A 17,803-nucleotide genomic window follows, 5' to 3' on the forward strand; every position below is an offset into this window, starting at 1 on the left:
TTTCTCTTTAGATTTAAAAATGATTCTATAAATAAACTTTAATATGAGATAAGAAAGAATAGTAGAAATTGACATTAAAAGAAAGATATAAATCATTTGGCTACCTTTTTAGATTCTGTGCTTATTATAGCTAGAATGTAGTTTGTATAGCCATATTTATTTGTATGTTTTATTGCTTTAGATTCTGTATCCTTTTGTTTTTTTCACTCAATAGTGTAGCAGAAAAGCCAGATTCTGTATTTGGCTGATGTATAAGTAAATCATAGCGAGAAAAAAATCTTTGTGTTTGGAGTGGGGGCATAAATGTGGCATAGCACTAAATCCCCATAACTTACCCTTATAACCATCATTTATAAGAGTAATAGTCAGTAGGGAATCTATGCTTTGTTGTTTTGTGTTGTTATGAGATTTTTGATATTCTCTATCAAGTTTAGCTTGTCTTTGTCTATCCTTAGATTCTAGTATAGAATCTAATCCATTAGCAAGTGTTATTTCTAGTTTTTGTGCTTTATAGGGCGTGTGTAGTGTAAGGATAGTAGCATTGCTAGGATTAGAATCTAATCCTATTTTTGTGTAGTCTTTTATGTCTAGTCTTGTATGTGTGCAGTAGTTATAGAGATAGTGATATTTACATCTATCATTCACTTACAATCCTTGCAGTATTTTTTGACTATGCGTTCTACTTCTGCTTGGTATTCTTTAAGTTCATAAACCATAAGGCATTTAAAAGGTTGGTATGTGTTATCAATTTTATATTTGCTATTCCATCTACTAAGGTTTTCCACAAAAGTTAAAAATTGTATGATATTATCCGGATTCTTATCATCAAAGAATAAGGGCATATTGAGCTTTTCTTTGATGATATAATATACTCTTTTGTCATCATCAACAAACTTTTTGATACAATAGCGGAATCCTAGCTTTTTTAGTGCATCGACTTTGAGTTCATAGGTAAAATGTTGTCGTTCTAGTTCGTTTCGTTTGCCTTCTTCATTTTTATAGCTCATTTCTCCAAGCCCAAATACAATATTTATGCAAAACAATACCGCTAATATAATTTTTTTCATCTCTATTCCCTTTAATCAAATTTTCCAAAAGCAGAGTTCGCGGACAAAAATATCGCTTCTCACTCACAATCTTTGCAATACTTCTTTACTATGCGTTCTACTTCTGCTTGGTATTCTTTGGAATCATAGAGTTCTAGGCAGGTATAAAGTGGTGGCAAAATATTTCCCTGTAATTTATTATTTATAAAATCTTTAAATTTTGCAAACTCACTATCACTTTCGTCATTAAAAAAATTTATGATTCTACCATCAAAACTTTTATACAGCTCAAGTTTTCTTTTAAAATGCCATAGCCAAAAACTCTGTTCTTTAAAATTATCTTGTTCCATACAATACTCCATGCCTATTTTCTTTAATGTGCTAACTTTTCTCTCAAACGAATAAGGCAAGGGGTCGATATCTCGTAAAATATTACTAGCTTCAATCGCATTACCGTAAGAAAAAAATCCCATAAAAAGAAATACAGAGAATATAATATTTTGCATTCTAAATCCTTACAATAATTCCCAGAAATTAAATGTTTGTGCCAAATAGATTTCTATTATCACTCACAATCTTTGCAATACTTCTTTACTATGCGTTCTACTTCGTCTTGGTATTCTTTGGAGTCATAAACCCTAAGGCATTGAAAAGGCTTATATGTGTAATCAATTTTATATTTGCTATTCCATGTGCTAAGATTTTCTACAAATGTTAGAAATTGTGTGATATTGTCTGGATTTTTATCATCAAAGAATAATGGCATACTGAGCTTTTCTTTGATTATATAATGCACATCGCCTTTATCGTCAACAACAAACTTTTTGATACAATAGCGAAATCCCAACTTCTTAAGGGCATCGACTTTGAGTTCATAGGTAAAGTGTTGTTGTTCTAGTTGGTTTCGTTCGCTTATTATGCTTCCTATTTCAAATGCACAGCCAAAGACTACAAATAAACACATTATTGATATTATCTTTTTCATAAAATCCTCCTTATAACAAATCCCAGAAATAAAGTTCGCGGACAAATATATCGCTTCTCACTCACAATCCTTGCAGTATTTCTCTACTATGCGTTCTACTTCAAACTGATAGCCTGACCCATATCCTGTGCCATAATAAAACATTTTTATACAACCTTTAAAATTTTTATAACCTAATTTTGGATTATTATCATTAATGTCATAAAATTCTTTTTCTGTATCAATATATTGCTTTAACTCATTAAATGCAGATTTTGAATCCATTATTTTTATCTTATGCCTAGTGGGGTCAAGCGATAAATTATCAAGTTCTTTTTTAATCTCGCTTTCATCATCTATACCCATACAATATGCCAATCCTAACCAACCCAGCTCTGCGACTTTTCCGTAAGAATCCAAAAACTCCTCTGCATTTGCAATGCAAAAACAAAAAAATGGTGTAATACAAAATAAGGCTATCTTTTTCATTACTCACCCTTTTAATTCCCAAAACTGAAAATCCACCACATTATGGTTACCAATTAAATAATTTTCGCTAATCTCAAAGTCCTCAAAGTGTTTATCTTTTCCATTCCACAAAGTCGTATGTCCCCCTGCATCTACAAAGCCTTTAATTCTCATTACTACAATACCACTTCTATCGAATTTGGAAAATTCGTTGTTATAAAACTTTGCAACTTCATCTCTATCTCTAAAAGTTCTTAAATAATAAGGTTTATCGCTATTTCCCCAATTTAATGTTAAAAAATTTCTAATACCATAAATACTTAAATAATAAAGATTTCCATCGCTTCCATACCATCGTTTATTTTCGTATTTTAATTCTCCTGTATTACTTGGTAGTTTTTTATATTTAAGCAAAAAAGATTCTCCAAGCAATTTACTATAATTTAAAGCATAGCTAATGCGTAAAGCACAAGAATTTAGAGTATAGCGTCTATTAGCTGGTGCAATTTGTATTCCCTGTTGTATTTGTTCATTTTGAATAGTTATTGCTCTTTCATTATTAACGAACTCTTTGTAAGGTTCTCCACCTATTTTTTTAAACACTGCCTCTGCTGCCCCTTTTTTATATTCATTATTGATTGTCGCATAAGACATTTTTATACTTTCCCAACTAGGTCTTCTGCACTCTATATTCGTTGATTTACCTTTACAAGTCGCCTTTAGTATCTCACTCATTTATTTCCTTTTAAATTTGCTTTCTATATCTTGTATGACAACTTCATTATTATTTACTTTTCCATTCACAATAATTTTTTGAGTCCTAGTTCCTAGTTCCACCTCCACTTCCTCCCCATTGTTATAACCTTGCGTAATGATATGCAGATTCACATCACTAGAATGTCTTGAATCCTCCTGTAATCTCTCACACTCCTCCCCATAACTAAAATACATCTCTAGTATTTGTTTGTCTTTATTTTCTTGTGTTGCTTTGGAATCTTTGCTTTCTGTATTTATATTTGTTTGCACGGGATTTGCTTGTGTATCTTTGTTTTCTGTCTCCTCTCTAAATCCCCAATGCTTCTCTTCATACCCTCCATTGATAACGTGAAGTGTGAGAATTGTATCTGTATTGTGTTCTTTATCCCTAGATTCTAGTATAGAATCTAATCCATTAGCAAGTGTTACTTCTAGCTTTTGTGCTTTATAAGCTGTGTGTAGCGTAAGGATAGTAGCATTGCTAGGATTAGAATCTAATCCTGTTTTTGCATAGTCTTTTATGTCTAAATCTTTATGATAGCAATACTCATATACATATGTATATCTACCAACTCCATATTCTTTATCATGGTATTCTTTATAGGCTTCTTTATAGATTTTTGGAATCTTTTGTGGGATAAGAAGTATAACTAAAAGCATATTAGAATCTAGCTGTAAGGATATATATTTATATATATACTCTTTCATAAAAGATTGTTTAAGATTGGAATGCAATATAGAGAGTGTATCTTGCAATGCTTTATCTAAGTTATGTATATCATGTAAATCTTTAGTATCTTTAGCTATATCAATAGTGATAGAATCTAGTGGAGTGTCATTATTTGATTCTATAATACTATCATTAAGCTTTAGTCTATATATAGGGAGATTGTCTTTTTGTAATGGAGTGATTTTATAATGTAGCCTTAGTGTTGGTCTGTAAAGATTTATTTGTGATTCTAGCTTTTGTTTATTTTGAGTGTTAGAATCTATTGGCTTAGGGGAGTTTATCTTAAATGTATTAGGCTTAGGTGTAGCAATAAGAGGGAATCCTTTATCACTCATTACTCCACTTATACATAAATCTTGCATAATTGGATAATCATCATTAAACTTTTTTAATCCTCTTGCATTTGGAAGTATAGTAGCTACCATAGTGCAAGGTCCTCCACTAAGTATAGGATTAGTGCAACCTATGATAGAGCTATGTAATAAATCAGATTCTAAAACCATAGGTATGCCTTTAGACTTAAAAGGTTTGCCTTTATTACTCTTTAGCTTTACTACTCCATTATGAGGACATTTAAGTTCATTATCTTCTAATATTGGGTGCAAGAATGCTGTGCTTGTTGTAGAATCTATTGTTTGAGAATCTTTTTCTTTTTGTTTTTCTCTTTGTGCTTTTTCTCTCTCTAATATTTCTTTAGATTCTGTGCTTTTACACTCTAGCTTGATATTAAGGCTTGAATCTAAAAGGGAATAGTTTAATATTGTAAGAGTAGAGTTGTTTAGAAAGATATGTAATGTGCTTAGGGTATTGCTAGATTCTGTGAAGTTGATTTTAGATTCTAAAAATTCAGAATCTAGATTGCTAATAAGTTGATAAATAGGCTGTAAAGTATCTAAACCTAGATTGCTATCTTTAGAATCTAATGTGCCAAAGAAGCATTCGTTATGGGGTAAGTTAGATTCTGCACCGCCTGTGAGTAAAAGACCAAACCAAGATATATAAATATGTTCTATGTTGGCGATTTTTGCTATCTCTACACAATCAATACAATCGTTTTCTTTTGCAAAATAGATTGCTTTATTTTCTAACACTAAAAAATCATTGCTAGAATATTGTGCGCTTACACGTTGTTTCATTATAATTCCCTTAACTTATGAGTATAGCTCTTCTTTAAATATTATCCTATGAGTTTCGCCTTGCTCTATACAGAGATTAAACCTATCTGCGTAGGCATTAAGACTAAAATCATCTAGTCCGTTTTGATATATGTTATAGGTGCTTGTATTGTAGCCTAAGAAATATGCAATATTTTTTGAGTTCAAAAGGCTATTTTGATTCTCTGCGATAAGCCTATAAGATTGTGATTTAATAAGTGCGCGTAAATAACCCATATCAAATTTATTATAAGAATCTTTTGGCATATTTTTAAATTCATCTAAACCAATAGGAGTAATATATATTTTTTTGTTTTTTACAAAAGATTCTAAGCCTTGATTATTTAAAAAATCAATATCTTTAGAATCTATACGAGCCTGATAATACGCCACATCATTTAAGACACATTCTATTGCTTCGTACAGACTCTCTCCTCTATGATGAAGTGTCGCGTAGTTATGCAGATTTTGTAAAAAATGATTAAAATCTTCTAGGCTCATTTGTGATTTTGTATCTTGGTGCATTCTATCTAGTAAATCATATAGCCTTTGTAGTCCATTTACACAAACACTTGGGTGATGATGTGTTTCTGTCCCACTTCCTAGATTAATATAATACAAATATCCCGGTGTTTTTGTGCCTAGCTCCTGGATTACATTAGACTTAATCCACCAATTATTTTCCAAATTAGAATCATCATCAGTATGTATATGAAAGGTCTTATTTTCTACTATACGCATTGCTTCTTTTCTTTGTGATTTTGATAGATTGATATAGGCTTGTTTTCTGTGTTGCTTGATATTTATTTCTGTTTGCTGTGCTTTAATGTGCAGACTTTGTAGCAAAGTAAATAAACCTCGCCATAATCTTTTGCTTCCTGGTGCTTGATAGGTATAAAGCCCTTTTATGATATGAGGATAGGTAAGCGCAAAAAGCTGTGCTAAATAGCCCCCTAGTGAATGCCCTACTACAACCAATGGCGTGTCTTTTGTGATGTAGCTATTTTGCTTTAGTCTAAAATAAAAATTTATCATAGAATCATATTGAAATTTTGGTAGCTTGCGGAATAAAAGGGAGCCATCTGCTGCTATGTCTTTATAATCTATCTCTTTAACAATTGGTAATTTTATTTTTTTACCAAAAACATTCACTTCTTTAGATGGCGCGTCAGTTCCTGCTAGTGCTAAAACATATTCCTTATTGTTTATATGTCTAAAGAGTGTAGCCCGAAAACCACCTCTAGATTCTCTATCTTTTTCATTGATATGATCAATCACTTCATAGTCTTTAGCAAAATTGAGGGCAAGACTTTCTCGCCCTATAAATCCACCCACAGGAATTTTATCGCCAATCTCATTTGTAGGGCGCAAAAGGGCTTCTTGCAATAATAATCTTTCTGTTTCTAAAAATTTTTTTAATGTATCTTTAGGTATATCTGTGCTATATGTATTATAAAAATGCCTCCTAGCTTGCATAAAATCTTTAAGTTTTACATTTCCTGCAAAAGCCGCAATGGAATATTTATACACAAGCCTTATATGTGTTTCATACTGCAATAAGTTGCTTTGATTGCTAGAATCTATATAGTCTAGCATTATGGGAGTGTTTATGCTTTGGTTATTTTGTTTCATTTAATTCCTTTATTATTGACATTTCAAAACAATAATATAATGGATATTGTAGCACTTCAATAAATTCATTATAGCCGGGTTTTGCATTATATTCCACCTTTGCTGGATCTTTATTGCTTGAAATATACATACCCCTATCTGCATAGAGATTATAGGATATGCTTTTAAATGCTATTGCCTGTGTTTTTTTATTTCTTATGAGAAATTCCTTTTGTGTTATCAAAGATTCCTTATCTATCCTTTGCTCTATTGTTTCTCCATAGTAGTTTTCTAAAAGAAATAGTTCTTGTTCTAAATCTTTTAGCAATGTTTTTTTGTCCTTTTTTATAATCTCGCCATAATGATTTACTTTAGTAGCGACATATTCTTTCTTATTGTGTATAGTCTTTATCTCTTCTTTGATATTATGTATTGTTTTTTTATCTGCATTAATGATTTTTTTAAATATATTTGATTCTGTTCTATCTTTGCCAAAAATATAGTCTTTTCTAACTTTGAATCTTTGTTCTTCCTCTATGAGTGTTGCATAAATATTTGATAATCTTTTCCTATCCCTACCAAACATATAATCTTTTCTACCCATTTCTATATTACCATATAAGCGATACAAATAAGCAAAATTTTGATCACTATTAGGCTGAAGTCCTTCATCATAGAGAATCCCTACAAGCTCTCCTTTTTCTCTAGCTTCTTTACATACTCTGGCAAATTCTCTTGAATCTGGATATATTGTTTGTATGCCTACGCAACCTGGCAAAAAACACACCATAACTATAAACATAAAACTTGCAATAGCATATTTATACATAAGCCTTATATGTGCTTCATACTGCAACAATCCCTTTAGATTCTTAGAATCCATATAATCTAACATTATGGGAGTGTTGGTGTTGTGGTTATTTTGCTTCATTTGGTTCCTTGAGTATTGACATTTCAACACAATAATATATTGGCTCCTGTTCATATTCAATAGAAGAATCATAGCCTGGTTTTGGCTTATAATCCACTTTTGCTGGATCTTTCCTTCTTGAAATAGACATTTCTCTATCCGCATAGAGATTATAGGATATACCTTTAAAGGCTATTGCCTGTGTTTTTTTATTTCTTATAAAATATTCTTTTTTTGTTATCAATGATGTTTTATCTATCCTTTGCTCTATTGTTTCTCCATAGTAGTTTTCTAAAAGAAATAGTTCTTGTTCTAAATATCTTATTGATGATTCTCTATCTCTTTTCATAGGGTAACCATAGCTATCTGTTAAAGTAACTACATATTCTTTGTTACCTTTTAGTCCCCTTATATCTTTTTTTATTTTATTGATTCTCTCTTTATCTGCATAAGTGATTGTGTGAATAATATTTGATTCTGTTCTATCTTCGCCAAAAATATAGTCTTTTTTAATACTCTTTCTTGCTTGGTCCATGTAGGTGAGTGCCTTATAAATATTTGATAATCTTTCCCTATCTCTGCCAAGCATATAATCTTTCCTACCCATTTCTACATTACCATATAAGCGATACAAATAGTCAAAATTTTGCTCACTATTAGGTTGAAGTTTTTCATCATACAAAATCCCTGCAAACCCTTTTTCTCTTGCTTCATGACATATTCTTGCAAATTCCTTTGAATCTGGATAGATGAGTTGCCTCATCTGACAACCTGTCAATAAACACACAATAAGCATAAACATAAGAGTTGCAATAGCATATTGATACATAAGTCTAATATGTGTTTCGTATAGCAAGAGATTCGCATTTGAATCTAGCATTATGTTTTGATTGTTTGGTATTTGATTATGTGGCATTTATACTCCTTACCATTGGCAGTAATCGTATTCTCGTACGAGTCCAGCATACTCACCTAGTGATTGCCACTCTTTATCTATTCTTCTTTTAAATTTATCAGCATACAAATGATAAGATATTTTTTGCATAGCAATATCGTGTGTTTTTTTATTTTTAAGCACATATTCTACTTTTGTAATTAATGTTTTTTTATCAATTCTTTGCTCGGTATATTCTAAGTAATAATTTTCTAATACAAAAATATCAATCTTATAGAATCTAATCAAATTCTTATTAGATTCTAAGAGTAGCTTTGCTTTGAGACTTTCAATCGTTTCTTTACCTGCATTAATCGTGACTTTGTAGATATTGTTTTCTTTTCTGTCTTTGCCAAAGATGTAATCTTGCCTATTTATATTGGGTAACACAAATAAATTTAGGTAATTTGTATCCCTTATGTTTGTATCATAGGTGTTTATATTATCTGGGGATATATCTTTTAATACATCATCGTAAAAATGTGGATAGAGCAGACCTTTTTTATGGGCTTTTACACACATATTAAAAAGCCTATCATTATCTGGATACACAATCTCATATCTATCGTAACACCCACTAAACATAACCACAACAAGCAATATTCCAAACACTGATAAAACTATTCTCCACATTTTGGAAAACCTCCTTAAATAATGCAAGATTCTAGCATAAAGCCATTAAATTCATTTAATCTTTCCTTAAATAAGAGGAAAGCCTTTATCGCTCATTACACCACTAGAGACTAAATCTTGCATAATAGGATAATCATCATTAAACTTTTTTAATCCTCTTGCATTTGGAAGTATAGTAGCTACCATAGTGCAAGCTCCTCCACTAAGTATAGGATTAGTGCAGCCTTGTATAGAAGAGTTTAATAAATCAGATTCTAAAATCATAGGAATACCTTTGGAAGTAAAAGGTTTACCTTTATTACTCTTTAGTTTTACTACTCCATTATGAGGACATTTAAGTTCATTATCTTCTAGTATGGGGTGCAAGAATGCGGTAGCGATTACATTGTCATTCCGAGCTGTAAGCGAAGAATCTTTTTGCTTTTGTGCTTTTTCTCTCTCTAATATCTCTTTAGATTCTTTGCTTTTAGATTCTAGTTTGATATTAAGACTAGAATCTAAAAGAGAGTAGTTTAATATTGTAAGGGTGCTGTTATTTAGGCATATTTGGAGAGTTTGGGTAAAGCTCTCTTTAGAATCTTTTGTATCATAGTCTGTTTCGCCGATTAAGTGATAGATGGGTTTAGATTCTATAAACACTCCATTTTTATCTAATTCCCCAAAGAATAAAGGATTGGATTCTATTTCTTTTGAGCCTGTGAGGATTGTCCCATAGAATGCTACAAAGATATTGTATTCATCTAGGCTTTGTTTATCTTGTTTGGTGTGGGAATTAAGGATTGGGAGAAGTTCTTGTATATCAAGAGTGAAATTATCTTTTTCTATGCTAAGGATTATGTCGTTGTCATTCTCAAAGATTCTAAACCTCTGTGTTTTAAATTGATTTCTCATTATGCCATTCCTTGTGTTGCTCTAGGGTATAATGCTAGAGTTTCATTTTTATAGCATTTTATTAATAACTCATCGGCTTTGCGGTTTGGATTACAAAAGATTTGTGTCCTAGCCGTGATATATCCGATTAATGAAGTGGCAGTGTGGCTATCTTGTATCAGTGGATTAAGCTCTTTATCCACACTCACAAAAAATGAACTCTCTTGGATAGCAAAAAGATAGGCTAAAAGAGATTCTGCTTCTAAGCCTTTAATTACATCTTCTTTTAAGATTTGGATATACACTCCCTTTTCTTGTAAATACAATATTGCTTCAATGATGTTGCTTGTATCTTTTTCTAAGAGAAATTTTGCTTCCTTTGTTTTTATCTGGGCTTCGAAGACTCTTTGCTCTATGATAGCATAGAGCCAATTTGGTGGGCTTTTTACTTCATAATAACCATTTTCTCGTGCTTCTTTTAGATCTTTTTCTGCTTCTCGTTTATAGAGAATCTTATGCACCGCTAAAGCAATGGTATTGCAATATTCCAAAGCCTTTTTGCATTCTCTATATTCTTTTGTATCTATTTCGTTATGTTCTTTTAAAAACTCATCTTTGTGTAGCTCGTATTCTGTTTTTACCTCTTTGCTTGTTGTGTCAATGAGGCTTTCATTTACCTCATACAGATAAGCATAAAAGTATAAAATCTTTGCCATAGAAGTGATTCTATGTGAATCTAATCCCCCAAAGTTGAGATTTAAAAGAAAGTAATTTCCCTCTATGTCTTTGCCTAAATGCTGTGTGGCATTTTCTTTGATAGATTCATTAGCGTGGTGCTTTTCATTAGTTTTATTTTGGGATTCTATATGGAAGATTCTATCGCTTACGCTTAGTTTATAGCTCTCTTTATTTCTATTGTTGTAGTTATAGGTTAGAGTTTGGTAAGCGTTTGATAACTCATAATGGATTGCCTCATAAGTGATATTGGCATATTCTAGTCCTACGCTAGGATTACCGCTTCTACTAGATAGAGAGATTCCAAAATGAGTGTTAGCATTGTTTGTATTATAGATAATCTCTTTTAAAGTGAGATTGATTTGAGTATCTAGGTCGTGTGTATTTATTTTTAATTCTTGTGCTTTGTCTTTTAGTTTTTTAGTATAAGTAGCTAAGAGATAATTTTGTATAGATTCATTGATATTATTAGGGATAGAGAGGATTATATCATAGAGTTTTAGATTCTTTGCTCCTGGGGCATTAAAGGTATAGACTTCTTTAATAATGGAATCTTGATGAGATTCAGTAGCAAAAGATAAAGCAAAGAGTTGAGCTAAACAACCACCTAGAGAATGTCCTGTAATAGTAAGCTTAGTAGTAGAATCTATGGGAGGAGTGAAGTTGGAAGTAGTAGGTAAGCTAGAATCTTTTAGTAGAGACTCTGCTATATAGGGTTTGTATTCTGATTGTGTGCTTTGGATATAGATTTTTTCCCATAGTTTATATTCTATACTATGACTACATTTTATATCCAATGTATCGCACATAAAAGAAGTATCTTGCCCTTTAGGTTTAGATTCACTTGTTACATAAAAAAGGGATTGTTCCTATACATTGATAGTAAAATAACAGCATATCAAGGTATTGGGTTTTAGGTATTTTCCCTAACGCTAAGTCTTTATCAGCTAATAAATCATTTTTATCCTCTGTACCTCTAAGGGCTAAAGTGTATTCCTTAGTTTCCTTATTTTGAAACAAAGTAGCAGAAAAGCCTGATTCTGTATTGGGTTGGTGGATAAGTAAATCATAGCGTTCAAAAAATCTTTTAGCTTGGAGTGGGGAGAAGTCGCCACCTAAGAAGCGTTTATGATACCAAGAGTCTTGAGACTTGTCATTTTCATCTTTGAAATATTTGTATTCTATGCTGAGAATGTCAGAGGGGGTTGGGAATATAGTTTCATTTTTTGTTATTTTTCTAAAGTAGTCTAATCGTTTTTTGTCTGCATTATCTTTGTTAAAATCATAATTGGGGTTTGCTAAATGGAAATATCCATAAGAAGCCATTGCTAACTCAGTGTAATCTTTGAGTTTGTTAATCATTGCTTTATTGTTCGTTTTTTTGTCCCTTTTAAAGTAATCACAATCTAAAATTTTAGTGGGCATTCTAAAATCTCCGCTTGTAGCAATATTCCATTCTATGCCTTCTATTCGAAATGTTTGCCATTCCGGACTCATGGATACAGACTCTACATCTTGTTTGCTGTTTGGTTTGTCATTGTTAAAATCTATTCCTACACCCAATGATATTCTACTAGAAATATCAGCTTTATACAAAATTCCTAATGGATAGTAAAAATATAGGTTTTTATCAGCAACTTTCATTTTTTTATATGGTGGCTTTTGCTGATAAAAATTTAATGTTGTTGTCTCTTGGAATTTACTATAATCTAGAGTATCTAAATTTAAATTATAATACCCTAGAATCTTATTATATTTTTCTTCATTATTTGGCAGTTCATTAATCTTACACATATTTCTAAACTGCCAATAACTAGGCTCTAAATAAAATGAATAAGGCGTATAGTAAAATATCCCTAAGCCCATAAGAATCAAAAATATTTTTTTCATTCCACTTTCCCAATTAACTTTATTATAACTTGAAAGAGACAAGCGTGGAAGCCTTGAATCTGTTTATTATTCTTTGTATCAAACTTCGGATAGAAATCAAGTAAATCATATTTATCAAAGAATCTTTTTGCTTGTGTGGGAGAGAAATCGCCACCTAAAACATTATTGTATTCTACATTTAAAATATCCAAAAGCGTAACTTCGGTATTTTGGATAATATCTTTGTCTTTTTTTATGTCTAAATTATGTAGTTTAGCATATTGCGTTCGGAATTTTTCCATCCGCTTCTTCATTTGAATATTGTTGTTAGCTTCAATATTCCATTGCAATCTATCAAAATACCCATAAGAAGCCATAGCGAGTTCAGCATTATCCTTAAATTTAATAATAAAGTCTTTGTTTTTCATAATATTTTCCTTTAGTATAAAATTCCAAAGTAAAGACAATATAAAAATATAAGCATTATGGCTAAATTTACTATTTTCCATATTCTAAATTGATCTTTCATATCTATGATTATAGCGAAAATACAGCAAGGAAGCATTGAATATAATAAGTTGGGAAAAAACATTTCAGTTATTATCCTAGAAGTAGGCAATATTAATGTGCCATTTAGTCCATATTTCGCAATAGTAAAGAGACTACATAGAATTACGCATATTATAAAATATATTAGTATTATGATGTCAAAACGCTTCATATAAACTCTCATTGACTATAAATGTAACCCAAACATTTGGGCTAATGCTCCACCTAAAGAATGTCCTACGACATTTAAGCTTTTAGATTCTGTCATGACAGGATATTTTGCTTTGCATTGATTATAGAATCTTAACATATCCTCGTAATAAGCTCGTGGCACTTGCTCTTTTATCAATAAATTCCAAGCATCTGCTTCTACATAATCTCTATTATCATAACTACCTCGTATAGCAAGGGTGTATTGCTTAGATTCTTTATCTCTAAATAAACAAGCGTGGAGGCCTTTGGAATTGTCTTTAGGATAATAGTCTAGCAAATAGTATCTTTTAAGGAATTCTTTGGTTTGAATATCGCCAAATTCACCACCAAGTTTATCACTATTAAAACTGTCCTTGGCTCTATTTCTCATTTTCGTAAAAATATCATTGCTTTGCTCTAAATTCACTAATACTTCTTGGTTGTAATATTTTTTGTTTATGATATGCTCCAAATTAATTGGTGTTTCCCTGTATTCTCTAGGATAGTTTTTATCTTTTATTTTTTGTCCTTGCTCATCTAGTTGATAAATCTTTCTAGGGATACCATTAGAATCTTTTAGTAAATCAAAATAAAAATAGGAAGCCCAAGCTAGTTCCGCATTATCCCTAAGTTTTTTAATTATTTCTCTATTTGTCATCTATTTTTCCAAAGCTCAAAAAAATTTGAGATAATATATAAGCGTAAAAAATAACATTAAAACTAAATTTATCAATTTCCATACCCTAAAGCTTTTTATTATTTCTATAATTAAAGATATGGTAACATATGGCATTAATAACCAAATCATATAAAGACAAAAATGCACAATAGCTTTAGGCATATCTGACCCAGTTCCATTGAGCCCATAACCGAGTATTGCAAAAAATCCAGCCACAATTATACATACTATAAAATATAGTAATGCTATTTTATTAGAAGTTCTCATATAACCCCTTATCATTATAATTCTGTGCCTCTAAAGGCTAGGATATAGTTTGTATAACCATAGTCATTAGTGTATTGTGTTGCTTTAGATTCTGTGTTGGTTTGCTTTCTTTTTTCACCAAACAAGGTAGCAGAGAATCCCGAATTGGTGTTGGGTTGATGGATTAATAAGTCGTATTTATCAAAGAATCTTTTAGCTTGTGTGGGGGTAAATTCGCCTTTTAATTTCTCTGGGTTTAAAGTATTGTGTGGTCAGGAGTTACATAGCTATTGTAGGTAGAATCTAAAATATCATAGAGGGTTATGCTTCTTTTTTCTTGTGTCTTGTTTCTTTTGTTATCAAAGTTCTTCCCTATTAAATTAAAATAACCATAAGCTGCCATTGCTAGTTCAGCATAATCTTTTAGTTTGCTAATTAATATTTTATTTTTCATTTGCTAACCCCAAACACGAAATAATTTTATGGTTTTCATCAAAACAGGGAATATTGAATATATAGCCTACCCGTATAGCTTCCAATCTGGCAAAAAAGCTATACATAAAAATACATAAAAATATAAAATTAAATATTTTCCATATTTTAAAATCTGGGAATGTATCTATTAAAAGTTTTATGATTGTATAGAGAATCAATGATGGAGTTATCAATACAATAAAGAAAAGGGTAGTTTCAATATCAAATGATTTTCTCTCTCCATAGACATAACCATAAAATACTATTGCCAAACAACAAAGGGCATATATGACAAATGGAAACATAAAAAATATATCTACAATATCCATATATTTTTTAAAATAAATAAATAAAACCAAAGAGATTACGATAAGAAAGAGTATAATTAACATTAAGCCACCCGTTCATTTGCAATCAAATTCTTAGAATCTTTAATAACTTCATAGATTTGCTTAGAATCTAAAGCAATATGTGGTTTTAAATTCTTTGCACCGGGAGAATTAAAAGTATAAACTTCATTAATATTTGCTTCATTGTTATCATCACAGATGCTTAAAGCAAGCATTTGCGTTAATGCTCCACCTAAAGAGTGTCCTGCTATATTTAAGCTTTTAGATTCTGTCATGGCAGGATATTTTGCTTTGCATTGATTATAGAAACTTAACATATCATTATATTGTCCTTGTGGAATGTATCCTAGAGCCATTCTTGCATCTGTTTTTAAATCTCCTGTATCACTTGGCTCTGTGCCACGAATGGCTAAAGTGTATTCCTTAGTTTCCTTATTTTGAAACAAAGTAGCAGAAAAGCCACTTTCAGTATTAGGTTGATGAACGAGTAAATCATAGCGAGAAAAGAATCTTTGTGCTTGCAAAGGGGTGAAGTCGCCACTAAATAAAGAGTTGTATTCTATGTTGAGAATATCAGAGGGAGTGGGTATTCTTTTATTATTTTTAATAAAATCATCCAATTTTTTCTTATCCTTATTCCACCAGCCATCAGGTTTATAATCTGGATTTGCAAAATGAAAATACCCATAAGCAGCCCATGCAAGTTCAGCGTTGTCTCTTAATTTTTGTATTTGTTGTTTATTTGTCATTTATTGTCCTTATTTATCTGCAAGTTACAGAGTATGATTTGAGTGCTGGTTTGTATGAAGCCACACTTTCAGTTGTAAGATATTTTCTTTTGTCATCCCAAAATAATTCAAAATCCATTTTATAGAGATTTTTTAACTCAACACTATCGTTAAAAAATAAAAATAATGCTTTGTTTGTTCTTTGGTTGTAATTATCTTTATATCTATACATATATCTATCATTTTGCGAAGTATATTCCAAGTAACCAGTCGTTAATAATACTGATCTTTTTTAATTTTTTCCCAATCTAAACTCTCCAAATCAGTATCAAAATAAGCTAGAATCTTATTATACTTCTCCTCATTATTTGGGAGTTCATTAAGCTTACACATTTTTCTAAATTGCCAGAAACTTGGCTCTAAATAATAAGAATAAGGTGTGCAATAAAAGATAATTAAAATAATACTTCCAAGAAAAACTAAAAACTTAGAGATTTTCTTTTTAGATTTAAAAATGATTCTATAAATAAATTTTAATATAAGATAGGAAAGAATAGTAGAAATTGAAATTAAAAGAATTATATAAAACATTAGACTGCCTTTTTAGATTCTAAATGAGAATTAAAAGTATAAATTTCATTAATATTTGCTTCATTGTTATCATTACATATACTTAAAGCAAGCATTTGGGCTAATGCTCCACCTAGTGAATGCCCTACGATATTAAGAGATTTGGATTGTTTTAGATTCGGGTATTTTTCTATACATTGCTCATAGAAGTTCAGCATATCGTTGTAGTAGTCAAAAGGAATCGTGGAATTAATAAGTAAATGCCAAAAATCAGCTTCTACATAATCTTTGGAATCAAAGCTACCCCTAATGGCTAGGGTGTAGTTTGTATAGCTCTTTTCTTTAGTCTCGCTATGACTTTGAAGTTTCTTTTCGCCAAATAAACAAGCGTGGAAGCCTTCTTTCTGTTTATTATTCTTTTTATCAAATTTAGGATAGAAATCTAGTAAATCGTATTTATCAAAGAATCGTTTTACTTGAGTGGGAGAGAAGTCGCCTTTGAGGGTGGCTACTTTTTCAGGTTTCAACTTTGGTGATAGTTGTGATTTATACACTTCATAATTTGCAAATGTGCTATCCATAATGTCGGCAAGATTAATTTCTTTTTTAGTGAAATTTCGTCAGAATTCGCCTCATTATTCTCTTTTTCATTTTTTAATTTTATAAATAACAGATTAGTATCATTTGCCACCAAATCATAGTATCCATACGCCGCCCAAGCAAGTTCAGCGGCATTTTTCATTTTATTGATTAATAGTTTATTTTCCATAAATTTCTCCTTTTTGCACCCTATCATACCAATCTTTGTTCCATTTGTTATAGAAACTATTACAGTTTATCCACTGCTCTTCCCAATACAAATCTTCTATATAGCCTTTTGGGACATATATACCAGTATACCAAACACCATCAATAAATCCATTCTCGTCCCTATATTTATTTATAGTTTCTGCATCTCCTACACCTTTGAAAATAAAGTCATATTGCATCTTACACATTTTCTTAAATTTCCAATAGCTAGGCTGAAAATAAAAAGAAAGTGGCGTATAGTAAAATATCCCTAAGCCCATAAGAATCAAGAATCCATAAAATACTTTTTTCATTCTACCTTCCCAATTAACTTTTTAGATTCTCTATCTTGGAATAAGTAAGCGTGGAAACCTTCTTTTTGTCTATTATTTTTTGTATCAAATTTTGGATAGTAATCTAAAAGTTCATATTTTTCAAAAAAGCCATTATATTACCCCAGCGTTACAAAAAACACTCCAAACGCCCTAAATACCGATACTCTAAACACTAAGTAAAAAAGCCTTTTTACTTTTTGTGTATCCTTTT

20 protein-coding genes and 1 pseudogene are annotated in these 17,803 nt (G+C 30.9%); all 21 read right to left on the reverse strand.

Features of this window, described 5'->3' with window-relative positions; translation table 11 throughout:
• Positions 1 to 207 precede the first annotated feature (207 nt).
• The gene (locus T368_RS0108575) at positions 208 to 645 is read right to left on the reverse strand and encodes a hypothetical protein (RefSeq protein ID WP_004083807.1); all 438 of its coding nucleotides are present in this window, start codon (positions 643 to 645) and stop codon (positions 208 to 210) included.
• Positions 642 to 1,067, reverse strand: coding sequence for a hypothetical protein (locus tag T368_RS13690; RefSeq protein ID WP_004083808.1), 426 nt, complete (start codon positions 1,065 to 1,067; stop codon positions 642 to 644). Before T368_RS13690 ends, T368_RS0108575 begins: the two co-directional genes overlap by 4 nt.
• Positions 1,068 to 1,126: 59 nt before the next feature.
• On the reverse strand, positions 1,127 to 1,552 hold the full coding sequence (locus T368_RS0108585) for a hypothetical protein (protein ID WP_004083809.1): 426 nt from the start codon (positions 1,550 to 1,552) through the stop codon (positions 1,127 to 1,129).
• Between the two features lie 59 nt (positions 1,553 to 1,611).
• Complete coding sequence (locus tag T368_RS0108590; protein WP_004083810.1) at positions 1,612 to 2,031, reverse strand: hypothetical protein; 420 nt, start codon at positions 2,029 to 2,031, stop codon at positions 1,612 to 1,614.
• A gap of 57 nt (positions 2,032 to 2,088) precedes the next feature.
• On the reverse strand, positions 2,089 to 2,499 hold the full coding sequence (locus tag T368_RS0108595; protein ID WP_004083812.1) for a hypothetical protein: 411 nt from the start codon (positions 2,497 to 2,499) through the stop codon (positions 2,089 to 2,091).
• Between the two features lie 3 nt (positions 2,500 to 2,502).
• Complete coding sequence (locus T368_RS0108600) at positions 2,503 to 3,213, reverse strand: T6SS effector amidase Tae4 family protein (RefSeq protein ID WP_004083814.1); 711 nt, start codon at positions 3,211 to 3,213, stop codon at positions 2,503 to 2,505.
• Complete coding sequence (locus T368_RS0108605; RefSeq protein ID WP_027338433.1) at positions 3,214 to 5,100, reverse strand: hypothetical protein; 1,887 nt, start codon at positions 5,098 to 5,100, stop codon at positions 3,214 to 3,216. It abuts the gene before it with no gap.
• A 15-nt stretch (positions 5,101 to 5,115) separates the two neighbouring features.
• Positions 5,116 to 6,750, reverse strand: coding sequence for an alpha/beta fold hydrolase domain-containing protein (locus T368_RS0108610; RefSeq protein WP_004083817.1), 1,635 nt, complete (start codon positions 6,748 to 6,750; stop codon positions 5,116 to 5,118).
• A complete protein-coding gene (locus T368_RS0108615; protein WP_004083819.1) occupies positions 6,737 to 7,660 on the reverse strand; it encodes a hypothetical protein in 924 nt (307 codons plus the stop codon). Before T368_RS0108615 ends, T368_RS0108610 begins: the two co-directional genes overlap by 14 nt.
• Positions 7,647 to 8,555, reverse strand: coding sequence for a hypothetical protein (locus T368_RS0108620; RefSeq protein WP_004083820.1), 909 nt, complete (start codon positions 8,553 to 8,555; stop codon positions 7,647 to 7,649). The genes T368_RS0108615 and T368_RS0108620 overlap by 14 nt, the downstream gene beginning before the upstream one ends.
• A 9-nt stretch (positions 8,556 to 8,564) precedes the next feature.
• Complete coding sequence (locus T368_RS14610) at positions 8,565 to 9,206, reverse strand: hypothetical protein (protein WP_004083825.1); 642 nt, start codon at positions 9,204 to 9,206, stop codon at positions 8,565 to 8,567.
• A 66-nt stretch (positions 9,207 to 9,272) separates the two neighbouring features.
• A complete protein-coding gene (locus tag T368_RS16760; RefSeq protein ID WP_004083827.1) occupies positions 9,273 to 10,097 on the reverse strand; it encodes a hypothetical protein in 825 nt (274 codons plus the stop codon).
• Complete coding sequence (locus T368_RS0108635) at positions 10,097 to 11,620, reverse strand: lipase family protein (protein ID WP_004083829.1); 1,524 nt, start codon at positions 11,618 to 11,620, stop codon at positions 10,097 to 10,099. The genes T368_RS16760 and T368_RS0108635 overlap by 1 nt, the downstream gene beginning before the upstream one ends.
• 894 nt (positions 11,621 to 12,514) lie before the next feature.
• Positions 12,515 to 12,701, reverse strand: a pseudogene (locus T368_RS13710) (hypothetical protein); the annotation flags it as partial.
• Positions 12,698 to 13,108 carry a hypothetical protein gene (locus tag T368_RS13715; protein WP_004083833.1) on the reverse strand — a complete coding sequence of 137 codons (411 nt, stop codon included), beginning with the start codon at positions 13,106 to 13,108 and terminating at the stop codon, positions 12,698 to 12,700. The pseudogene T368_RS13710 and the gene T368_RS13715, both read right to left, overlap by 4 nt.
• Positions 13,109 to 13,416: 308 nt before the next feature.
• Positions 13,417 to 14,079: a lipase family protein gene (locus tag T368_RS14620; RefSeq protein ID WP_004083834.1), complete on the reverse strand. Its 663-nt coding sequence runs from the start codon at positions 14,077 to 14,079 to the stop codon at positions 13,417 to 13,419.
• Between the two features lie 523 nt (positions 14,080 to 14,602).
• A complete protein-coding gene (locus T368_RS16765) occupies positions 14,603 to 14,800 on the reverse strand; it encodes a hypothetical protein (RefSeq protein WP_004083838.1) in 198 nt (65 codons plus the stop codon).
• Between the two features lie 411 nt (positions 14,801 to 15,211).
• A complete protein-coding gene (locus T368_RS14995) occupies positions 15,212 to 15,919 on the reverse strand; it encodes a Tle-like phospholipase domain-containing protein (protein ID WP_027338434.1) in 708 nt (235 codons plus the stop codon).
• A 569-nt stretch (positions 15,920 to 16,488) separates the two neighbouring features.
• Positions 16,489 to 17,049 (reverse strand): lipase family protein, encoded by a 561-nt coding sequence (locus T368_RS14630; RefSeq protein ID WP_004083847.1) that lies wholly within the window; start codon positions 17,047 to 17,049, stop codon positions 16,489 to 16,491.
• Positions 16,992 to 17,237, reverse strand: coding sequence for a hypothetical protein (locus tag T368_RS13740; protein ID WP_004083849.1), 246 nt, complete (start codon positions 17,235 to 17,237; stop codon positions 16,992 to 16,994). The genes T368_RS14630 and T368_RS13740 overlap by 58 nt, the downstream gene beginning before the upstream one ends.
• A complete protein-coding gene (locus T368_RS0108700; protein WP_004083851.1) occupies positions 17,227 to 17,571 on the reverse strand; it encodes a hypothetical protein in 345 nt (114 codons plus the stop codon). Before T368_RS0108700 ends, T368_RS13740 begins: the two co-directional genes overlap by 11 nt.
• Positions 17,572 to 17,803 lie beyond the last annotated feature (232 nt).

Origin of the sequence: Helicobacter bilis ATCC 51630 (genome assembly GCF_000686565.1) — a bacterium.
Taxonomy (GTDB): domain Bacteria; phylum Campylobacterota; class Campylobacteria; order Campylobacterales; family Helicobacteraceae; genus Helicobacter_A; species Helicobacter_A bilis.